The following is a 16,363-nucleotide window of genomic DNA, read 5'->3' on the forward strand; positions in this document are numbered from 1 at the left end:
TAACTACGCTTGGAACACTCCGTAAATATCGGCCTCTTTCATAATTAAGAAAGTTTTTCCCTCAATTTTTATTTCCGTTCCAGAATACTGACCAAACAATACAGTATCTCCTTCTTTAACTGTTAATGGTTCATCCTTTTTACCATCTCCTACAGCGATAACCGTCCCTCTTAAAGGCTTCTCTTTTGCTGCATCTGGAATTATAATTCCACTTGCTGTTTTTTCTTCTGCTGGGATTGGCTCGATAAGCACACGATCCGCTAATGGTTTTAATGCTGACATATTGTTCGTTTTTTTAAGTTTAAATTTATTGAATGCTGCTCGACCAATTCTATGCCATTACTGTTACAGCTTACTTTTGTCAGAACGCTACAATAAAGCACAAAAAAAATGTCAGCGTATATGACACACTGACATTCTTAAAAAGTATTATGTTAAAGTGAACCTTGAATCAATTCACTAAAAGTCTTTTTTATCTTTACTCTGCATCGCTCGCTGGCGCTGCTGGTTGTTCTGTTTCTTGTGGTGCTGCTTCTGCAGGAACTCCTGTTGGTTCGTGATACATTAGCGTCATTACAATACTCAAGATACCGATAACACCTGCTAAACTCCAAGTGGCTTTTTCCACAAAATCATTCGTTTGCTTAACCCCTCCTAATTGTTGAGCCGAACCAAAATCAGTCGATAAACCTCCACCTTTTGGATTTTGCATTAAAACTAGTAACACAAGTAAAATACTTGCGATCATAATAAGTATAGTCAATAAAGTTCCCATATTCTAATTTAATTTTCTTGTCAAAGTTTCAATTTGAAGTGCAAAGAAACTCTTTTTTTCTGGAAATTTCAACAATAATTTTTCATAAGCTTCAATTGCCTTAGGATAATTGCCCTGAGCACTATAGATTTTAGCCAATGTCTCACTCACTGGAAGCCTTGATTCATCTAGGCTTTCACGCGCTTTCTTGACAGGAGAAAAGAACTCTGATTTTCTTTTTTCAGGTGTTGAAATTTCTTTATTTTTTTCTTTTCCTTCAATTTTTTGTACTGATTTTGTCTCTTTTCTAGAACTTTCGTCTATTTCGTCTTTCTTTATCTCTTCCCTTTCTTCAGATTTTCTGTCCTCAGATATAAATGAACTCATCCATGAAGTAAAAGACTTTTTCTCTTCATTTGAATTATTTTCAGCTTCAGTATCCTTTTTATCCTCAACATCAGCATGAAGCGCTGCTTCATTAAGAGGTAAATCAAAAATTATAGATTCCTCCTGCTGTTCCTCATCAAAATTTTCATCACCTGAGGATAACTCCGATCGGTCAAGTTTCCTTAGCTTTTCAAAGCTATAAGTTTCAGCCTCCGACTCATCAACCTCAATGAAAATAGACGAGCTTACCGCATGCGCTAAAATATCCCTGTCTAAATCACTAACATTTCGAAGCTTTTTCGAAATATTTTCTTGATCTACCTGGTCTTCTCCTTTACTTTTTGAAGAATCCTGCTCCTTCACCTCAGCTTGTGCCCCTTCATTTGCATCATCTCCTGACAGGTTTTCTTGATCAAACTCATCACTTGCCTCTTTATCCTCCAATTCCACCTCCGCGATATCCTGAGACAAGTCAGGTTGATGCGTTTTGGTCTCAATTTCTTTAAATTCTTCCTTTACCGCTTCTGCTGCAGTGAACGATTCTAGTTCATGAAGACTTCCTTCGTCTGACTCCGAAAGACCCAAGTCTTTTTCCTCAACAGGTTCCTCTAGAGAGCTGTCTTCTAAAGACTGCTCAATTTGCAAAATCTCCTTTTCCTCCTCCTGATGTTCTGCTTTCTCACCATCAGCAGATTCCTCCGAGCTAATGAAAATGGAAGCATCATTGCTATTATTTTCAACCACTTCTTTATCCTCTCCTGAAGTGGATTGTTGTCCTCCTTCCAATTCAAACTCATCGTGAGAAATATCTTCTTGAATAGAATTTTCTTCCACAGAATGAACCAGATAAAATAACTGTGCTCTGTCGGGTATTTTGTAGGCATGATTTTTTAACTCCGCTTCAAATTGAATGGTATTATGAAGCGCTAAGCCCTTAAGATACAATTGAGAAAATATTGCTGTAAAAGGATACCTTTCCGCTAACTGTCGTAAGCCTTCTAAATCCTCCAACTTTATCATTGAAGGATTTTCTATTCTATTCGATATTTCTATGAAATTTAACATTACCAGTTCGAAAGTAACTTATTTAAAACATCTTGCACTACTTGTTCATTAATTTCTGCCAACAATTGCTGCTGAATAGTTCCAACGTCTTGAGAAGCATCGAAATCTGCGAAACGAGAACTAGTCAGCTCCATAACATCTTCTTCTGGCGCTGAGATAAATATTTGGAAGCTGGACCTAATCGTTAATCTATTTTTCACTTCACTTGCATTCTCTTGCAAAGACAAAGGAGTTACATTATAGGACAAAACAGTCCCCGTAACTATAATTTGAGGATCATCTGATTCATTAGAGACCAAGTTTAATCCCACTCTATTCTGTATCCCATCCTTGATTAATTCGGATAATTCGGCAGAATAACTAATTGGAGCATTTGCTGCTTTATTTTCTAAGGTCGTCACCATAAATCTTTTCCACTCTGGCGGCACACTCCCGTCTTTAAACGAGAGACTGGCAGGCCAACAAGAGGATAACAAAAGTGCAACACTGGCTAATAGAATTATTTTCATAGCATGGCAATAGCCTATTTTAAATTATATTCTTTTATTTTCCTATATAAAGTTCGTTCAGATATTCCTAACTCCTTTGCAGCATCCTTTCTTTTTCCGTGGTGCTTTTCTAAGGCTTTTTTCACAAACTCCATTTCGCGCTCTTCCAAAGATAGAGATTCCTCTACTTCAATGTGCTCTTGATAGTCACTATCTACAATGGTTACCTCTTCTTGTGGAGCATATTCTCTATCTTCCCGCACTTCATCCCTCAAGCCTTCTTCGAGCAACTTTTTACTGTCCTCATTTGTAATATCAGAATACACACGATTCAATACATCACGTTGCGTACCAGTTAAATCGACTTCCTTATTGCCATTGAGCATTTCAATGACCAATTTTTTAAGCTCATTCATGTCTCTCTTCATATCGAAAAGAAACTTGTAAATCAATTCTCTATCCGAGAAAGAATCACTTTCTTTAGACTTACCACCAACTACAGCTGGAACACCAGAAACAATATCTTCTGGCAAATAGTATTTCATTTTTTCTAAAGTGATTTCTCTTTCATTTTCAATCACTGAAATTTGCTCTACAATATTTTTTAGTTGACGTATATTTCCAGGCCATGGATAGCTAACCAAAGCCACAACGGCATCATCTTGCAATTTAATTGAAGGCATTCTGTACTTCTCCGCAAAATCAGCTGCAAACTTCCTAAACAAAAGATGTATGTCCTCCTTTCGGTCTTTTAAGGGTGGTAATTTTATCGGAACCGTACTTAATCGATAAAGCAAGTCCTCTCTGAACTTGTTTTTTCGAATGGCTTCGGCCATATTTTCATTAGTAGCTGCAACTACCCTTACATTAGTTTTGATTACTTTCGATGAACCGACCCTAATGAACTCTCCCGTTTCTAAAACACGCAACAAGCGCACTTGGGTTTGCTGAGGAAGTTCCGCTACTTCATCCAAAAATATTGTTCCTCCATCCGCTTCCTCAAAATAACCTTTTCGACTTCCGCTAGCACCTGTAAAAGCACCTTTCTCATGTCCAAAAAGCTCAGAGTCTATCGTCCCTTCAGGAATTGCACCACAATTCACAGCAATATAACTACCGTGTTTTCTGGTACTTAAATGATGAATAACCTGGGGAATAATCTCCTTTCCTGTACCACTCTCCCCGGTAACCAAAACCGATATATCCGTAGGGGCAACTTGCGCTGCAACCTCCAAAGCACGATTTAACCCAGGCGCATTCCCAATAATACCAAATCTCTGTTTGATTTGTTGAATATTCATAGTTCTATCCGATTATTAAGCTTCAACAATTTCTCCTTTTAGTGAAGCTTTATTACAATCTGTAATTTTCACCATTACATAGTCACCAGGCTTCGAGCCCTTGCGATCGAAAATAACTTTGAGATTACGGTCCGTTCTTCCCATCATTTGCTCCTCAGAGCGCTTTGATGGAGTTTCAACCAACACTTTCTCCACTTTACCTATTTGTGCTTTGTTCATCGCCAAACTATGCTCATGTTGAAGTGTAATAATCTCCTCTAATCTTCTTTGTTTCTCTTCCTCTGGAATATTGTCCTCAAACTTTCTTTCTGCTAAGGTTTTTGGTCGCACAGAATATTTATACATGTAAGCCGTGTCATATTTAACCTCTCTCATAATTGAAAGCGTATCCTCGTGTTGCGCTAAGGTCTCGTCACAAAACCCAGTGATGATGTCTGTTGTAATTCCACAATCAGGGATAATTCGATTAATCGCTGCTATTCTGTTTAAATACCATTCACGAGTGTAACCTCTATTCATTCGTTTGAGTACATCGCTATTTCCCGATTGAACAGGTAAATGAATGTAGTTACAGATATTTTCATACTTGGCAATAGCATGCAAGACATCAATCGTCATGTCTTTAGGGTGAGAGGTAGAAAAACGAACTCTTAAATCTGGATGAACTTCAGCCACCATTTCTAACAATTGAGCAAAGTTAGTGGTTGGACTATTTTCGTCCTTAATCTCTCCTTTACTCGTCATATTCCAACGGTAAGAATCTACATTCTGACCTAATAAAGTTACCTCTCTATACCCTGCGTTGAACAATGCTGCGCACTCTTGCACAATGGTATGCGGATCTCGACTTCTCTCTCTTCCTCGAGTAAAAGGAACAACACAGAATGAGCACATATTGTCGCATCCACGTGTAATACTTACAAAACCAGTAACTCCATTCTTATCTAAACGAACAGGACTAATATCAGCATAAGTTTCATCGCGTGAAAGCAAAACATTTACAGCTTTCTGTCCACCCTCTACCTCTTCAATTAACCCCGGCAAATCACGATATGAATCTGGACCTGCAACAATATCTACCAACTTTTCTTCTTCAAGTAAATTAGTTTTCAAACGCTCGGCCATACAACCCAATATTCCAATAATTAATCCTGGTCTTTGTTTTTTGGCTCTGTTAAACTGTCTTAAGCGATTCCTAATTCTTTGCTCCGCATTTTCACGAATACTACAGGTATTAATCAAAATTAAATCTGCTTCTTCAGAATCTTGTGTCGTTGAAAATCCATCATTTACTAAAATTGAAGCAACTACTTCACTGTCCGAAAAATTCATAGCACAACCATAACTTTCCAAGTACAGCTTTCGACTTCCTTCAGTCTTATTCATTGAGATCGCTTCGCCTTGGCGTGTCTCATCCATATCTTTATCTAAAACAATTCCCATTGTAAATATTCATTTTATGAAAGGCAAAGATATATTTTCTTATGATGGTGTCAAAATGTCAGTAGCTAATTTTTAATAATTATCGAACAACATGGTAAAGCACAGGGTTTTTTCTACCTAAAATCATAAAAAAAAGCAGGTATTGAGTGCAGAGAATTCAAGTAAATTATCAATAAAGTTTGTATTTGGTATTAATTTGGAGTTATTTTGCACTCAATTTCAGAAAAAGCATTTAACATAATCAATATGGCAAAGAATTTAGTTATCGTGGAGTCTCCCGCAAAAGCAAAGACAATTGAAGGGTATCTTGGAAAAGACTTTCTAGTTCTGTCCAGCTATGGTCACGTAAGGGATCTTGCAAAAAAAGGAGTGGCGATTGATATCGAAAACAACTTCAAGCCGAATTATGAAGTGAGTCCAGATAAAAAAACAATAGTTTCGGATTTAAAGAAACAAGTAAAAGCAGCGGACACTGTGTGGCTAGCGACGGATGAGGACCGTGAGGGTGAGGCGATTTCTTGGCACCTTTACGAAACTTTGAAATTAAAAAACAAGGACACTAAAAGAATAACTTTTAACGAAATTACAAAAGTTGCTGTTCAAAAAGCAATAGAGGAACCACGAGAAATCAATCAAGAATTAGTTAACGCCCAACAAGCCAGAAGAGTATTGGACAGATTAGTGGGATTTGAACTTTCACCTGTATTATGGAAAAAGGTAAAACCTAGCTTATCTGCCGGTCGAGTTCAATCCGTAGCCGTTCGATTAATTGTTGAGCGCGAAAGAGAAATAATGAAATTCACTCCTGAAAGCTATTTTCGTGTAGTTGGTGATTTTGCAAAAGAAAAAGACAAAGTATCTGCAACATTAGCACATAATATAGGTACGGACAAAGAGGTAGAATCGTTTTTAAAAGATTGCGATAAAGCCACTTTAAAAGTAACTGAGGTAACAAAAAAACCAGGAACTAAAAATCCGAGCGCTCCATTCATCACCTCAACACTTCAACAAGAAGCCAGTTTAAAATTAGGATTTAGTGTTTCGCGAACAATGAGAGTTGCACAAAGTTTGTACGAATCTGGCCTCATCACATACATGAGAACAGATAGTGTAAATCTATCCGAAACAGCAATGGAAGGTGCAAAAAGTACCATCATTAAAGATTACGGTAAAGAATACAGTAACCCTAAGAAGTTTAAAAGTAAAAGTGCAGGAGCACAAGAGGCACACGAGGCTATTCGACCAACAGATTTTGGTGTTTCTTCTGTAAACAAAGGGAATGATGAAGATCGTTTATACGATTTGATTTGGAAAAGATCAATCGCTTCTCAAATGAGTCCCGCAAAACTAGAAAGAACTACAATTAAAATTGGAGCACCTGAAGTACAAGACATCTTTGTAGCCAAAGGAGAAGTAATAAAATTTGATGGTTTTCTAAAAGTCTACCTTGAATCACAAATGGATGATGACGAGGAAGAAGACAAAGCATTAGAAGGATTACTTCCGGATTTAAAAGAAGGTACAGAGCTTTCCACTTTATCTGTTGTAGCGCGTGAAAGATTTACGAAAGCCGCTCCACGTTATGTTGAAGCTTCTTTAGTAAAAAAGTTAGAGGAATTAGGAATAGGAAGACCTTCCACTTATGCACCAACAATTTCAACTATTCAAAAAAGAGGTTATGTTGAAAAACTTGAACGCGAGGGAACTGAAAGAAGCTACCTCGTCTATACATTAGATGATTCAGGCACAAGAAAAGAAGAGGCGACAGAAATAACGGGAAGAGACCGTAACAAACTTTCCCCTTCAGACATAGGCATGGTGGTCACAGATTTCTTGGTAGAGCATTTTGGTGAAATATTAAGTTACAACTTCACGGCAGAAGTAGAACAAGAATTTGATGAAATCGCAAACGGCCTCAAAGAATGGACGGAAATGATAAAAAGATTCTACGACCCATTCCACCAAACCGTCGAACATACACTAGAACACTCAGAACGAGCTTCTGGAGAGCGTTACTTGGGAGAACATCCTAAAACAGGAGAAAAAGTAATAGTTAGAATAGGACGTTATGGCCCAATGGCTCAAATTGGAGACACCGAGGAAGAAGGAGACAAAAAAGCTAGATTTGCAAGTCTTCGCCCTACGCAGTCTATTGAAACCATAACATTTGAGGAGGTCATGGACTTATTCAAACTTCCAAGGAACCTAGGTGAATTTGAGGACAAAGTGGTTAAAGCCAATATTGGAAGATTTGGTCCTTATGTTCAACATGATGGAAAATTTGTTTCCATTAAAGAAGACGATCCAATGAGTATCGAATTAGACCGTGCAATTGAACTCATAAAAACGAAAAGAATAGAAGACGCCAAAAAACTACTGAAAACTTTCCCTGAAGACGACAAAATGCAGTTATTGATTGGTCGTTGGGGACCTTATTTAAAAATAGGAAAAGATAATTTTAAACTTCCTAAGGAAATAAAAGATGACGAAGAAAAAGTAAAGCAACTATCTTACGAGGAATGCATCGAAATTTCAGAAAATCAACCAAAGAAAACTGGAAGAGGCAGAACCGCAGCGAAAAAGACAACAACAAAAAAAGCCGCAGCCAAAAAGCCTGCAGCAAAGAAGAAAGCAACTAAAAAGGCTGCTCCTAAGAAAAAATAATTTCAATTCTCTAAAACTGCACCCTTTTTCTTAAAGGGTGTAGTTTTATTATTTCAAACCAGTTCAACACAAGAATACGTGCATGAAAGACATTTCAATCTACTTTCAAAACATTCCAAATAAAAAGAAATACGCTGAGGAAATGCTCGGCAACTCCATTTACTCCTACATCGGAGAAGAATTTCCCGTAATTGAAGAAAAAGGAACAGCAATCATTTATGTTCCAGAGTACAGGAACCATTCGGAGAAAATAGAAAACGATTATACCAATGATTTCAGAAGTCAGTTGTACAAGCTGTTTAAAGGAATCAATTGGACACACGCCATTTATGACTTGGGAACAATCGTTCCAGGAAAAGAAATTAAAGATACAGCATACGCTATTCAAACAGTATGTCAAGAATTAATTAAAAAAGACATAATTCCAATTATAGTTGGTGGGACACAAGATTTGACCAATGCCATTTATAAAGCCTACGAACAGTTAGAGCAAATGGTCAACCTTACAACCATAGATAACAAACTTGACTTGGGAGACATAGATCAAAGTATTAATCATGAAGGGTGGCTGAGCCATGTGCTATTGCACAAACCGTGTTTCCTATTCAATTATACCAATATTGGCGCGCAGAACCACTACGTTTCAAACAAAACACTAGATCTATTCAACGAACTTTATTTTGATATTTGTCGACTTGGAGAAATCAATCAGTCCATACAAATAGCAGAACCATTTATGCGAAACACAGATATATTGAGTTTTGACCTATCCAGCGTAAGAGCCAGTGATTTGCAGAATAACAATTATAGCGCACCAAATGGAATCTTTGCCAACGAAGCTTGTCAACTCACGCGATATGCTGGGATTAGTGACAAACTCTCGAGTTTTGGTATATTCAACTATTACAGTAATCAACACAAAGTAACAGATGAATTAGTTGCGCAGCTCATTTGGTATTTTAATGAAGGCTATGCACACAGAAAAGGAGATTTCCCTATAGGCAGTAAAAAATCATACACCAAATTCAGAGTATTCTTGGAGGAGCTCAAAGAGGAAATTGTTTTTTATAAAAGTAACAAGTCAGGCCGATGGTGGATTGAAGTTCCTTATCCTGGATCCAAAAGATCAAAGTTCATGCGTCATCAGATGATACCTTGCAGTTATGAAACCTATCAGGAATCAATGCAAGGAGAAATTCCAGACCTATGGTGGAAAACCTATCAAAAATTAGTTTGACACTATTCAAAACATTAAAAATCCATGAATTTTCATAAAAAACTGCATTTCCCATTTTATTTATTTCCTAATTACATTTTTTTAACTACTTTAGTCGACTGATGCAGCAAGGTATTGCGACATCACATGCATAAACCATTGAAAAAAAGCTATATATGAAAAGACTTTTATTTATTTCAATTTTATTATCCTCAGGAGTATTTTACACATACGGCCAGCAGGATAAAATTTTGACCCATTTTATTTTTGATAAAATGAGCATCAACCCAGGAGCAACAGGAGTTGGTATGTCACATGAAGTTTGTGGAACAATGATTTACCGAAATCAATGGGACAAATTTAACGGAGCACCGAATTCGGTATTAGCAAATGCTGAAGCGAACATCTCTCGTTATTTCCCAAGTGCAGCAGGTATTTCTTTTTACCATGATGCTATTGGATTCTCACGTCAAAACAATGTTACCTTAAATTATTCTTATCACCAATCTCTAGCTAATGGTACTTTAGGTATTGGAGCAGCTGTTGGTCTGAATAGTTTTGGAATGAGTCCTACATGGGTTACACCAGATGGAAACCCAGACGATGGCTCTCTTCCACAATCAAAATCTCAAGCAACATTTGATGCAAATTTTGGACTTTACTACATGTCATTTAACGGATGGTATGCAGGAATTTCATCAACTCATCTACCGGCTTTAGAGATTACTGATTTAAACTTCAATACATCTCGCCACTATTATGCAATGGGGGGTTACCGAATGGACAATGCCCTCGACATGGATGATTTAAGCTTAGAAGCAAACGGATTAATTAGGTCTGATCTTAAATTTATAAGTGCTGACATTAACGTTCGCGCCGTATGGGATGACACCTTCTATGGTGGAATAACTTACAGAACCACAGATGCAATCGGTATAATGGCGGGATTAAACTGGAACTCATTTACATTTGGATACTCTTACGATATCACAGTAAACAGAGTATCTAGTGTTTCAGCAGGATCTCACGAACTAATGGTGAAATACTGTTATCCATTACCTCCAATTCCAATCACAAAGTCTAGAAGTCCAAGGTATTTATAATAACTTAAAAATAATCTGTAACCATTTTGGTAGCTTTCTCGTTATACTGTCATAAGTAAAAGAACACCTTTAAAATTGTTAGTGAGAAACTGGAAAGTAAAAACAAGGTAGAATGAAAAAATTATTAATTATAAGTTTAATCAGTTTAATGCTTGCATCTTGTAGTACAAGATCAGGATATTTAACTGGAGTTCAAGGTAGACAAGTCTACTATCCTGAAGTTCCATTAGGAATGGTTTATATTCCTCAAGGTTCTTATATCATGGGGCAAAATGATGAGGATGTTCCTTTCATGCATCAGACTATTTCAAAGACAGTTACTATATCTGCCTTTTACATGGATCAAACGGAAATCACTAATAATGAATACCGTCAGTTTGTTTGGTGGGTAAGAGATTCAATCGCAAGAAGAATGATCTATGAAAATATCGAAGAAGATAAGGAAGCTGACCGTTTCTTAAACTATCAGGAAGAGTATTATGATGACGGGATCATGGAATGGGTTGAATACGAATCAAGCGACCGTTTTCAGAATGTTGATAAATTCTCTTTAAATTGGGACCGTGAATTTTCATACTATGACCCTATGTTAGTTCCTCTGCTATCAGAAATGTACTACCCTTCTGCACAACGTTTTTACAAAAGAAAAGAAATAGATGTTAGAAAGCTCAACTTCAAATACTATTGGATTGACCTTGTTGAAGCTGCCCGTAAAGGGAAGGTACACATCAAACCAGATGGATACAACAATCAAGGGATAAAAACAGACATGGATCACAGAACACTAAGATCTGCAGATCATCCTTACACCCAAGAAAAAAGAGGTTTAGACAAAGACATGGGAGTAATTAACAAATTAGGGCAAAACAACGCAATACGTGGACATGAGAATAGACAGCGTTTTGTGATAGATGAAACCATAAATGTATACCCTGATACATTAGTTTGGATCAGAGACTTTACCTATGCCTTCAACGATCCAATGACGAAAATGTATTTCTGGCATCCATCATACGACAACTATCCTGTAGTTGGAGTTACATGGCCACAAGCGAAAGCATTTAATATTTGGAGAACACAATTATTGAATGGTTGGTTGGAATCAATGGGCGAAATTTATGTTCATGACTTCCGTTTACCAAGTGAAGCTGAATGGGAAAGAGCATCTAGAGGAGATTTAGATTTATCTGCCTACCCATGGGGAGGTCCATATATTCGAAACTCAGCGGGTTGTTTCTTAGGAAACTTTAAGCCAATGAGAGGAAGATATTCAGAAGACGGCGGTAATCAGACAGTAAAAGCCTTTTCATATAATCCAAATGGTTTCGGACTGTACTGTATGGCTGGAAATGTATCTGAATGGTGTGAAACAGCTTATGATGAATCTATGTATGAATTGTCACACGATCAAAACCCGGAGTATAGATACAATGCTTTAGACTGGGATCCACCAGCTATGAAGCGTAAAGTTATTCGAGGAGGATCTTGGAAAGACATAGGTTATTACCTACAAAACGGAACAAGAACTTACGAATATAGAGATACTGCAAAATCATATATTGGATTTAGATCAGTAGCAACACACCTTGGAAGAGGTGGTAAAGATTTCTCAAAAGAAGGAGGTGAAGAATTAGACCAAGACCTACAATTGAGATAATCACACAAACAAGTAAATAAAACAAATAAATAAATCGTTAAACCTTAAAAATTAAAAACTATGAAACCAGGAAGTAAAGGATGGAAAAATTTTATGGCAAAGCTGTATGGAATTGGAGCGGCAGTAGTAATACTTGGAGCCCTATTTAAGATTATGCACTGGCCAGGGGCGGGACCTATGTTGGTTGTTGGACTTGGAACTGAAGCTTTAATCTTTATATTTTCTGCATTTGAGCCAATTCACGAAGACCCAAACTGGGAGCTTGTTTACCCAGAGTTAGCATTAGGAAATGATGAAAACTTCGACCCATCTGAATTACAAGCAGGAAAAGGTAGAGGCGGAAATGGAAATCAAGGTTCTGGGATTACTGGAGAACTTGATTCTATGCTAGAAGATGCCAAAATCGACAGCGCACTTTTAGAGCGTTTAGGGGAAGGAATGAAAGCATTAGGAGACAATGCAGCGCAATTGAAGGGCGTTACTTCAGCAGCGGCGGCAACAGATTCTTATGTAAGTAGTTTACAATCTGCATCAGATAAAGTTGCAAAATTGTCAGAATCTTATGAAAGAGCATCAGCTGCAATTTCAGGAATGACATCTTCAACTGAAGAAGGACAGTCATTCGGTGAGCAAATGCAAAAGGTATCTAAAAATCTTTCAGCACTGAATAATGTATACGAATTACAATTAAAAGGTTCTTCTTCTCACTTAGAAGCAACTGAAAAATTCCAAGGTCAAGTAACTGAAATGATGGCTAACCTTTCCGATTCTGCAAAGGATACAAAACTTTACAAAGAAAATATGTCAATGTTAGCTAAGAACTTAACGGACTTAAATAATGTTTACGGTAACATGTTGAAAGCAATGACTGTAAAAGGTAACGCTTAATTTCAACATCGAACTAAAATTCGAAAACATTAATTAATAAATTAATTCTTAAAATTTAATTACAAATGGCAGGAGGAAAAGAAACCCCAAGACAGAAGATGATCGGGATGATGTATCTCGTATTGACTGCTCTTTTGGCGCTTAACGTGTCAAAAGAGATAATTGCAGCATTTGTTACCATAAATGACAAGTTAGAAGCAAGTGGTGAGATTATAGATAACGCTACTGGTAACGTATATGGTACATTTGAAAGCAAAAGAGCAGCTATCCTAACAGACCCAAAAGCCGATACAAGAGTTATCGACCTATGGCAAGGAAAGTCAGACTCTCTAAACGCATACACCAAAGATATCATTCACTATATTTTGAATGAATCCAACGACATGATCAAAAAAGTTGAAGGTGTTGACTGGGTATTAAAGCGACAAGGAGAAGATAGTCTAATTGTAGAACTTAAGTCATTAATGGGTATACAAGCAATGGACAACTATGATGTGCCTACAGAAATGTTCATTGGAGGAAATCCGATGCAACCTAAGGAAAGAGGTTTAGCAATTTTAACCAACATCAATAAGTATAGAAATGCAGTTGCTGAATTAATGGGTAATTATACTAGCGGTAAAAATGTATACACTTTTACAGCTCCTGATGATATTTCTGGTTTGTCTGAAGCTTTAGCAACAGCAAATCCAGACGATACGTCAAGAATAGCGAATTACTATAAAGCAATGACACTTCCAGAAGTGATTGAAGTGAAAGATGCAGGAAAACCTAAAATGGTTCCATGGCCTTCAGCTATGTTTGACCATGCACCCGTAGTAGCTGCAGCAGCAATGTTTACAGCATTAAAATTGGACGTGTTAAACAGCGAAAGTTCGGCAGCAGAATTCTTACTTTCCAAAGTTGATGCACCTACATTTAACTTTAACAAAATTGAACCTTTGGCTTTTGCAAGAACAGGATATGTTAACGCTGGAGATTCGTTAGATTTAAATGTAATGATAGCGGCATATGACACAACTGATGTTGCTCCGCTAAAATATGGAATTAACGATTCTGTGCCTTCAAATTGGAAGGAAACCACAGGAAAAATTCCATTGGATGTAAGTTCACCTGGAAACTACCATGTAACGGGAACCATTGGAGTGAAAGAAAAAGGAGAAGTAATTCCTAAGGCTTGGGACTTCAGATATACTGTTGGTAAACCATCAGGAACTGTATCTCTTCCTCAGATGAATGTACTTTACAGAGGTTACGCCAACCAAGTGGAAGGTGCAGCTTCAGGATTCCCTAACTACTCTTTATCTGGAGCAAGTAATGTATCGATCTCAAAATCATCTACTGGATATATCGCTAGTCCAGGATCTGCAAGAGAGGCAACTATTAACATTGCAGGTGTAGCTGAGGATGGAAGTAGCAGTAACTTAGGTAGTTTTAAATTTCGTGTAATGAACTTACCAAAACCATCACTAAGTTTGGGAAGATTAAATGATGGCGACGATGCAACTACCGCACAACTTAGAGCCTCAAGACAATTATTTGCTGGTTATCCACCAGAAATTCCATTAGAAGCTAAGTTCAGTGTAGTTTCTTGGGAAGTGAACGCAACTGGCGCTCCAAGAGCCGCTCAAGGAACAGGTTCTAACCTTTCAGGTGATGCACTTAGAATAATATCTAATGCACAGCCTGGTGGAACAATCACAATTACTGCTCGATATAAAGAGCCAAGTGGAAAGATCCTACGTCAAGGGGCAACTTTTAAAGTAAAATAATAGATAAAAAAAAGAAGTCATGAAGAATTTATTGCTTTCGACAATGTTGATTTTTAGCTTAAGCACTTTTGCTCAAGTGAATGGTGGACCAATTAATAGCCGAACAGAAACAGGCGTTATTGATGGAGTTTATCTTAAATCCAACATACCAACCAAGCGGCTAATCCCATATCCATATATCCGTGAAGCGGATGCGATTTGGAGTAAACGTGTATGGAGAGCAATTGATCTTCGTGAGAAAATCAATCGTCCGTTGTACTATCCTTTAGATGAAATTACTCCTCCCGATTTAGAAACCGGAGAAAGTCAGTGGATTCGAAACGATAACAGATGGAGTTTATGGACGGTAATTCGTCAGCACGTTCTATCAGGTGACTTAACAGTTTATTCCGATTATAATCCAATCAGATTTTCTGTTCATGATGGTGATAAATTCAAATATCCTATAATACCAGAGCAAGGGAAGAACTATTCCACTGATCCTGAATACAAGGAGGAGTTAACTGGTTATTTAGGAAACCTTGGACCAATGCCGTTAGATCCACTTTTGAACATGTATAGAGAGGACTCCATTGGTCTTGACGGACAACCGGTTTATCCAGCAAGAGACACAAATTGGTATACCTCTGAAGACATCATTCAATACAGATTGAAAGAAGATTGGATTTTCGATAAACAACGTTCGGTAATGGATGTTCGAATATTAGGAATCGCACCTGTAGTGCATGATAAAGACGATAATGGTACAATTACCGGAACTAAAGTAATGTTCTGGCTATATTTCCCTACAGACTGTCGTTATGTTTTTAATAACTACTTCGTATATAACGAAAGTAATGGATCAAGATGGATGAGTTTTGATGACTACTTCATGAAACGCAGATTCAGTTCTTTTATTTATAAGGAGGAAAATGTGTACGACAGAAGTGTCGAGAAATACCGTGTTGGTGTAGATGCATTGATGGAATCACAAAGAATTACAGAAGACATTAGAAATATCGAACATGATGTTTGGAGTTACTAATAGTTAAAAAATGATTTTAAAGCCTTGGTGGAAACATCAAGGCTTTTTTATTTCTACTGAATTTGAACGAAACTACAAGTATTAAGCTGACGAATAAATAGTAAAGCTTAACAATTGCGGATCACTTGATTTCAGAAAGCAAAACTTTACGAAAGAACACTAGCCACTAACCTATCTAGAACAAATTTGATTTATCTCTTTTGAGTTAAAAATTAAATTCTGAATCAGGATAAATGACTACTTTTGTATCAAAATTAAAGGAATGGAAGAAAATGTAACTGTTTATATAATTGATCGTGAAGGAGAAAAACATGAATTGTTAGCACCAACGGACATGAATATGAATATCATGGAGCTCTGTAAGTCTTATGAGCTACCTGTTGAAGGAACTTGCGGAGGAATGGCGATGTGCGCGTCTTGTCAGTGTTACTTGGAATCTGACCACGAATTAGATGAACAAAGTGATGCGGAATTAGATATGCTTGATCAAGCCTTCTTTGTTGAGGATAACAGTAGATTAGGATGTCAAATAGACATTACCGAAGCCATTGATAATATTGTTTTGAGATTGGCCCCTGAAGCCTAGCATTATAAAAGGTAT

At 37.2% G+C, this 16,363-nt stretch carries 14 protein-coding genes; 8 read left to right on the plus strand and 6 right to left on the minus strand.

What is annotated here, in order from left to right; translation table 11 throughout:
• Positions 1–3 precede the first annotated feature (3 nt).
• From DIT68_RS04470 to miaB, 6 genes are all read right to left on the minus strand, one after another.
• Positions 4–282, minus strand: coding sequence for a co-chaperone GroES (locus DIT68_RS04470; RefSeq protein WP_109358607.1), 279 nt, complete (start codon positions 280–282; stop codon positions 4–6).
• A gap of 196 nt (positions 283–478) precedes the next feature.
• Positions 479–775 carry a preprotein translocase subunit SecG gene (gene secG / locus DIT68_RS04475; RefSeq protein ID WP_109358608.1) on the minus strand — a complete coding sequence of 99 codons (297 nt, stop codon included), beginning with the start codon at positions 773–775 and terminating at the stop codon, positions 479–481.
• A 3-nt stretch (positions 776–778) separates the two neighbouring features.
• On the minus strand, positions 779–2,161 hold the full coding sequence (locus tag DIT68_RS04480; RefSeq protein WP_146194119.1) for a tetratricopeptide repeat protein: 1,383 nt from the start codon (positions 2,159–2,161) through the stop codon (positions 779–781).
• Positions 2,162–2,205: 44 nt separating this feature from the next.
• Positions 2,206–2,715: an LPS assembly lipoprotein LptE gene (gene lptE / locus DIT68_RS04485; protein ID WP_109358610.1), complete on the minus strand. Its 510-nt coding sequence runs from the start codon at positions 2,713–2,715 to the stop codon at positions 2,206–2,208.
• Positions 2,716–2,729: 14 nt separating this feature from the next.
• Positions 2,730–3,995 (minus strand): sigma-54 interaction domain-containing protein, encoded by a 1,266-nt coding sequence (locus tag DIT68_RS04490; protein ID WP_109358611.1) that lies wholly within the window; start codon positions 3,993–3,995, stop codon positions 2,730–2,732.
• A 15-nt stretch (positions 3,996–4,010) separates the two neighbouring features.
• Positions 4,011–5,438: a tRNA (N6-isopentenyl adenosine(37)-C2)-methylthiotransferase MiaB gene (gene miaB / locus DIT68_RS04495; RefSeq protein ID WP_109358612.1), complete on the minus strand. Its 1,428-nt coding sequence runs from the start codon at positions 5,436–5,438 to the stop codon at positions 4,011–4,013.
• 246 nt (positions 5,439–5,684) lie between these two features.
• Between miaB and topA the strand changes: the two genes are divergently transcribed.
• The 8 genes from topA (at position 5,685) to DIT68_RS04535 (ending at position 16,348) form a co-directional block, all read left to right on the plus strand.
• Positions 5,685–8,102, plus strand: coding sequence for a type I DNA topoisomerase (gene topA / locus DIT68_RS04500; protein ID WP_109358613.1), 2,418 nt, complete (start codon positions 5,685–5,687; stop codon positions 8,100–8,102).
• Positions 8,103–8,184: 82 nt separating this feature from the next.
• Entirely contained in the window at positions 8,185–9,339 is a 1,155-nt protein-coding gene (locus tag DIT68_RS04505) for a formimidoylglutamase (protein ID WP_109358614.1), read from the plus strand.
• 155 nt (positions 9,340–9,494) lie between these two features.
• Positions 9,495–10,421: a PorP/SprF family type IX secretion system membrane protein gene (locus DIT68_RS04510; RefSeq protein WP_109358615.1), complete on the plus strand. Its 927-nt coding sequence runs from the start codon at positions 9,495–9,497 to the stop codon at positions 10,419–10,421.
• 112 nt (positions 10,422–10,533) lie between these two features.
• Complete coding sequence (gene porK, locus DIT68_RS04515; RefSeq protein WP_109358616.1) at positions 10,534–12,078, plus strand: T9SS ring complex lipoprotein PorK/GldK; 1,545 nt, start codon at positions 10,534–10,536, stop codon at positions 12,076–12,078.
• Between the two features lie 60 nt (positions 12,079–12,138).
• Positions 12,139–12,966, plus strand: coding sequence for a type IX secretion system motor protein PorL/GldL (gene porL / locus DIT68_RS04520; RefSeq protein ID WP_109358617.1), 828 nt, complete (start codon positions 12,139–12,141; stop codon positions 12,964–12,966).
• Between the two features lie 65 nt (positions 12,967–13,031).
• Positions 13,032–14,738, plus strand: coding sequence for a type IX secretion system motor protein PorM/GldM (porM, locus tag DIT68_RS04525; RefSeq protein ID WP_109358618.1), 1,707 nt, complete (start codon positions 13,032–13,034; stop codon positions 14,736–14,738).
• 19 nt (positions 14,739–14,757) lie between these two features.
• Complete coding sequence (porN, locus tag DIT68_RS04530; protein WP_109358619.1) at positions 14,758–15,762, plus strand: type IX secretion system ring subunit PorN/GldN; 1,005 nt, start codon at positions 14,758–14,760, stop codon at positions 15,760–15,762.
• 262 nt (positions 15,763–16,024) lie between these two features.
• The gene (locus tag DIT68_RS04535; RefSeq protein ID WP_109358620.1) at positions 16,025–16,348 is read left to right on the plus strand and encodes a 2Fe-2S iron-sulfur cluster-binding protein; all 324 of its coding nucleotides are present in this window, start codon (positions 16,025–16,027) and stop codon (positions 16,346–16,348) included.
• Positions 16,349–16,363: the final 15 nt, after the last annotated feature.

This window comes from Brumimicrobium oceani, from assembly GCF_003143775.1.
Classification (GTDB): domain Bacteria; phylum Bacteroidota; class Bacteroidia; order Flavobacteriales_D; family Crocinitomicaceae; genus Brumimicrobium; species Brumimicrobium oceani.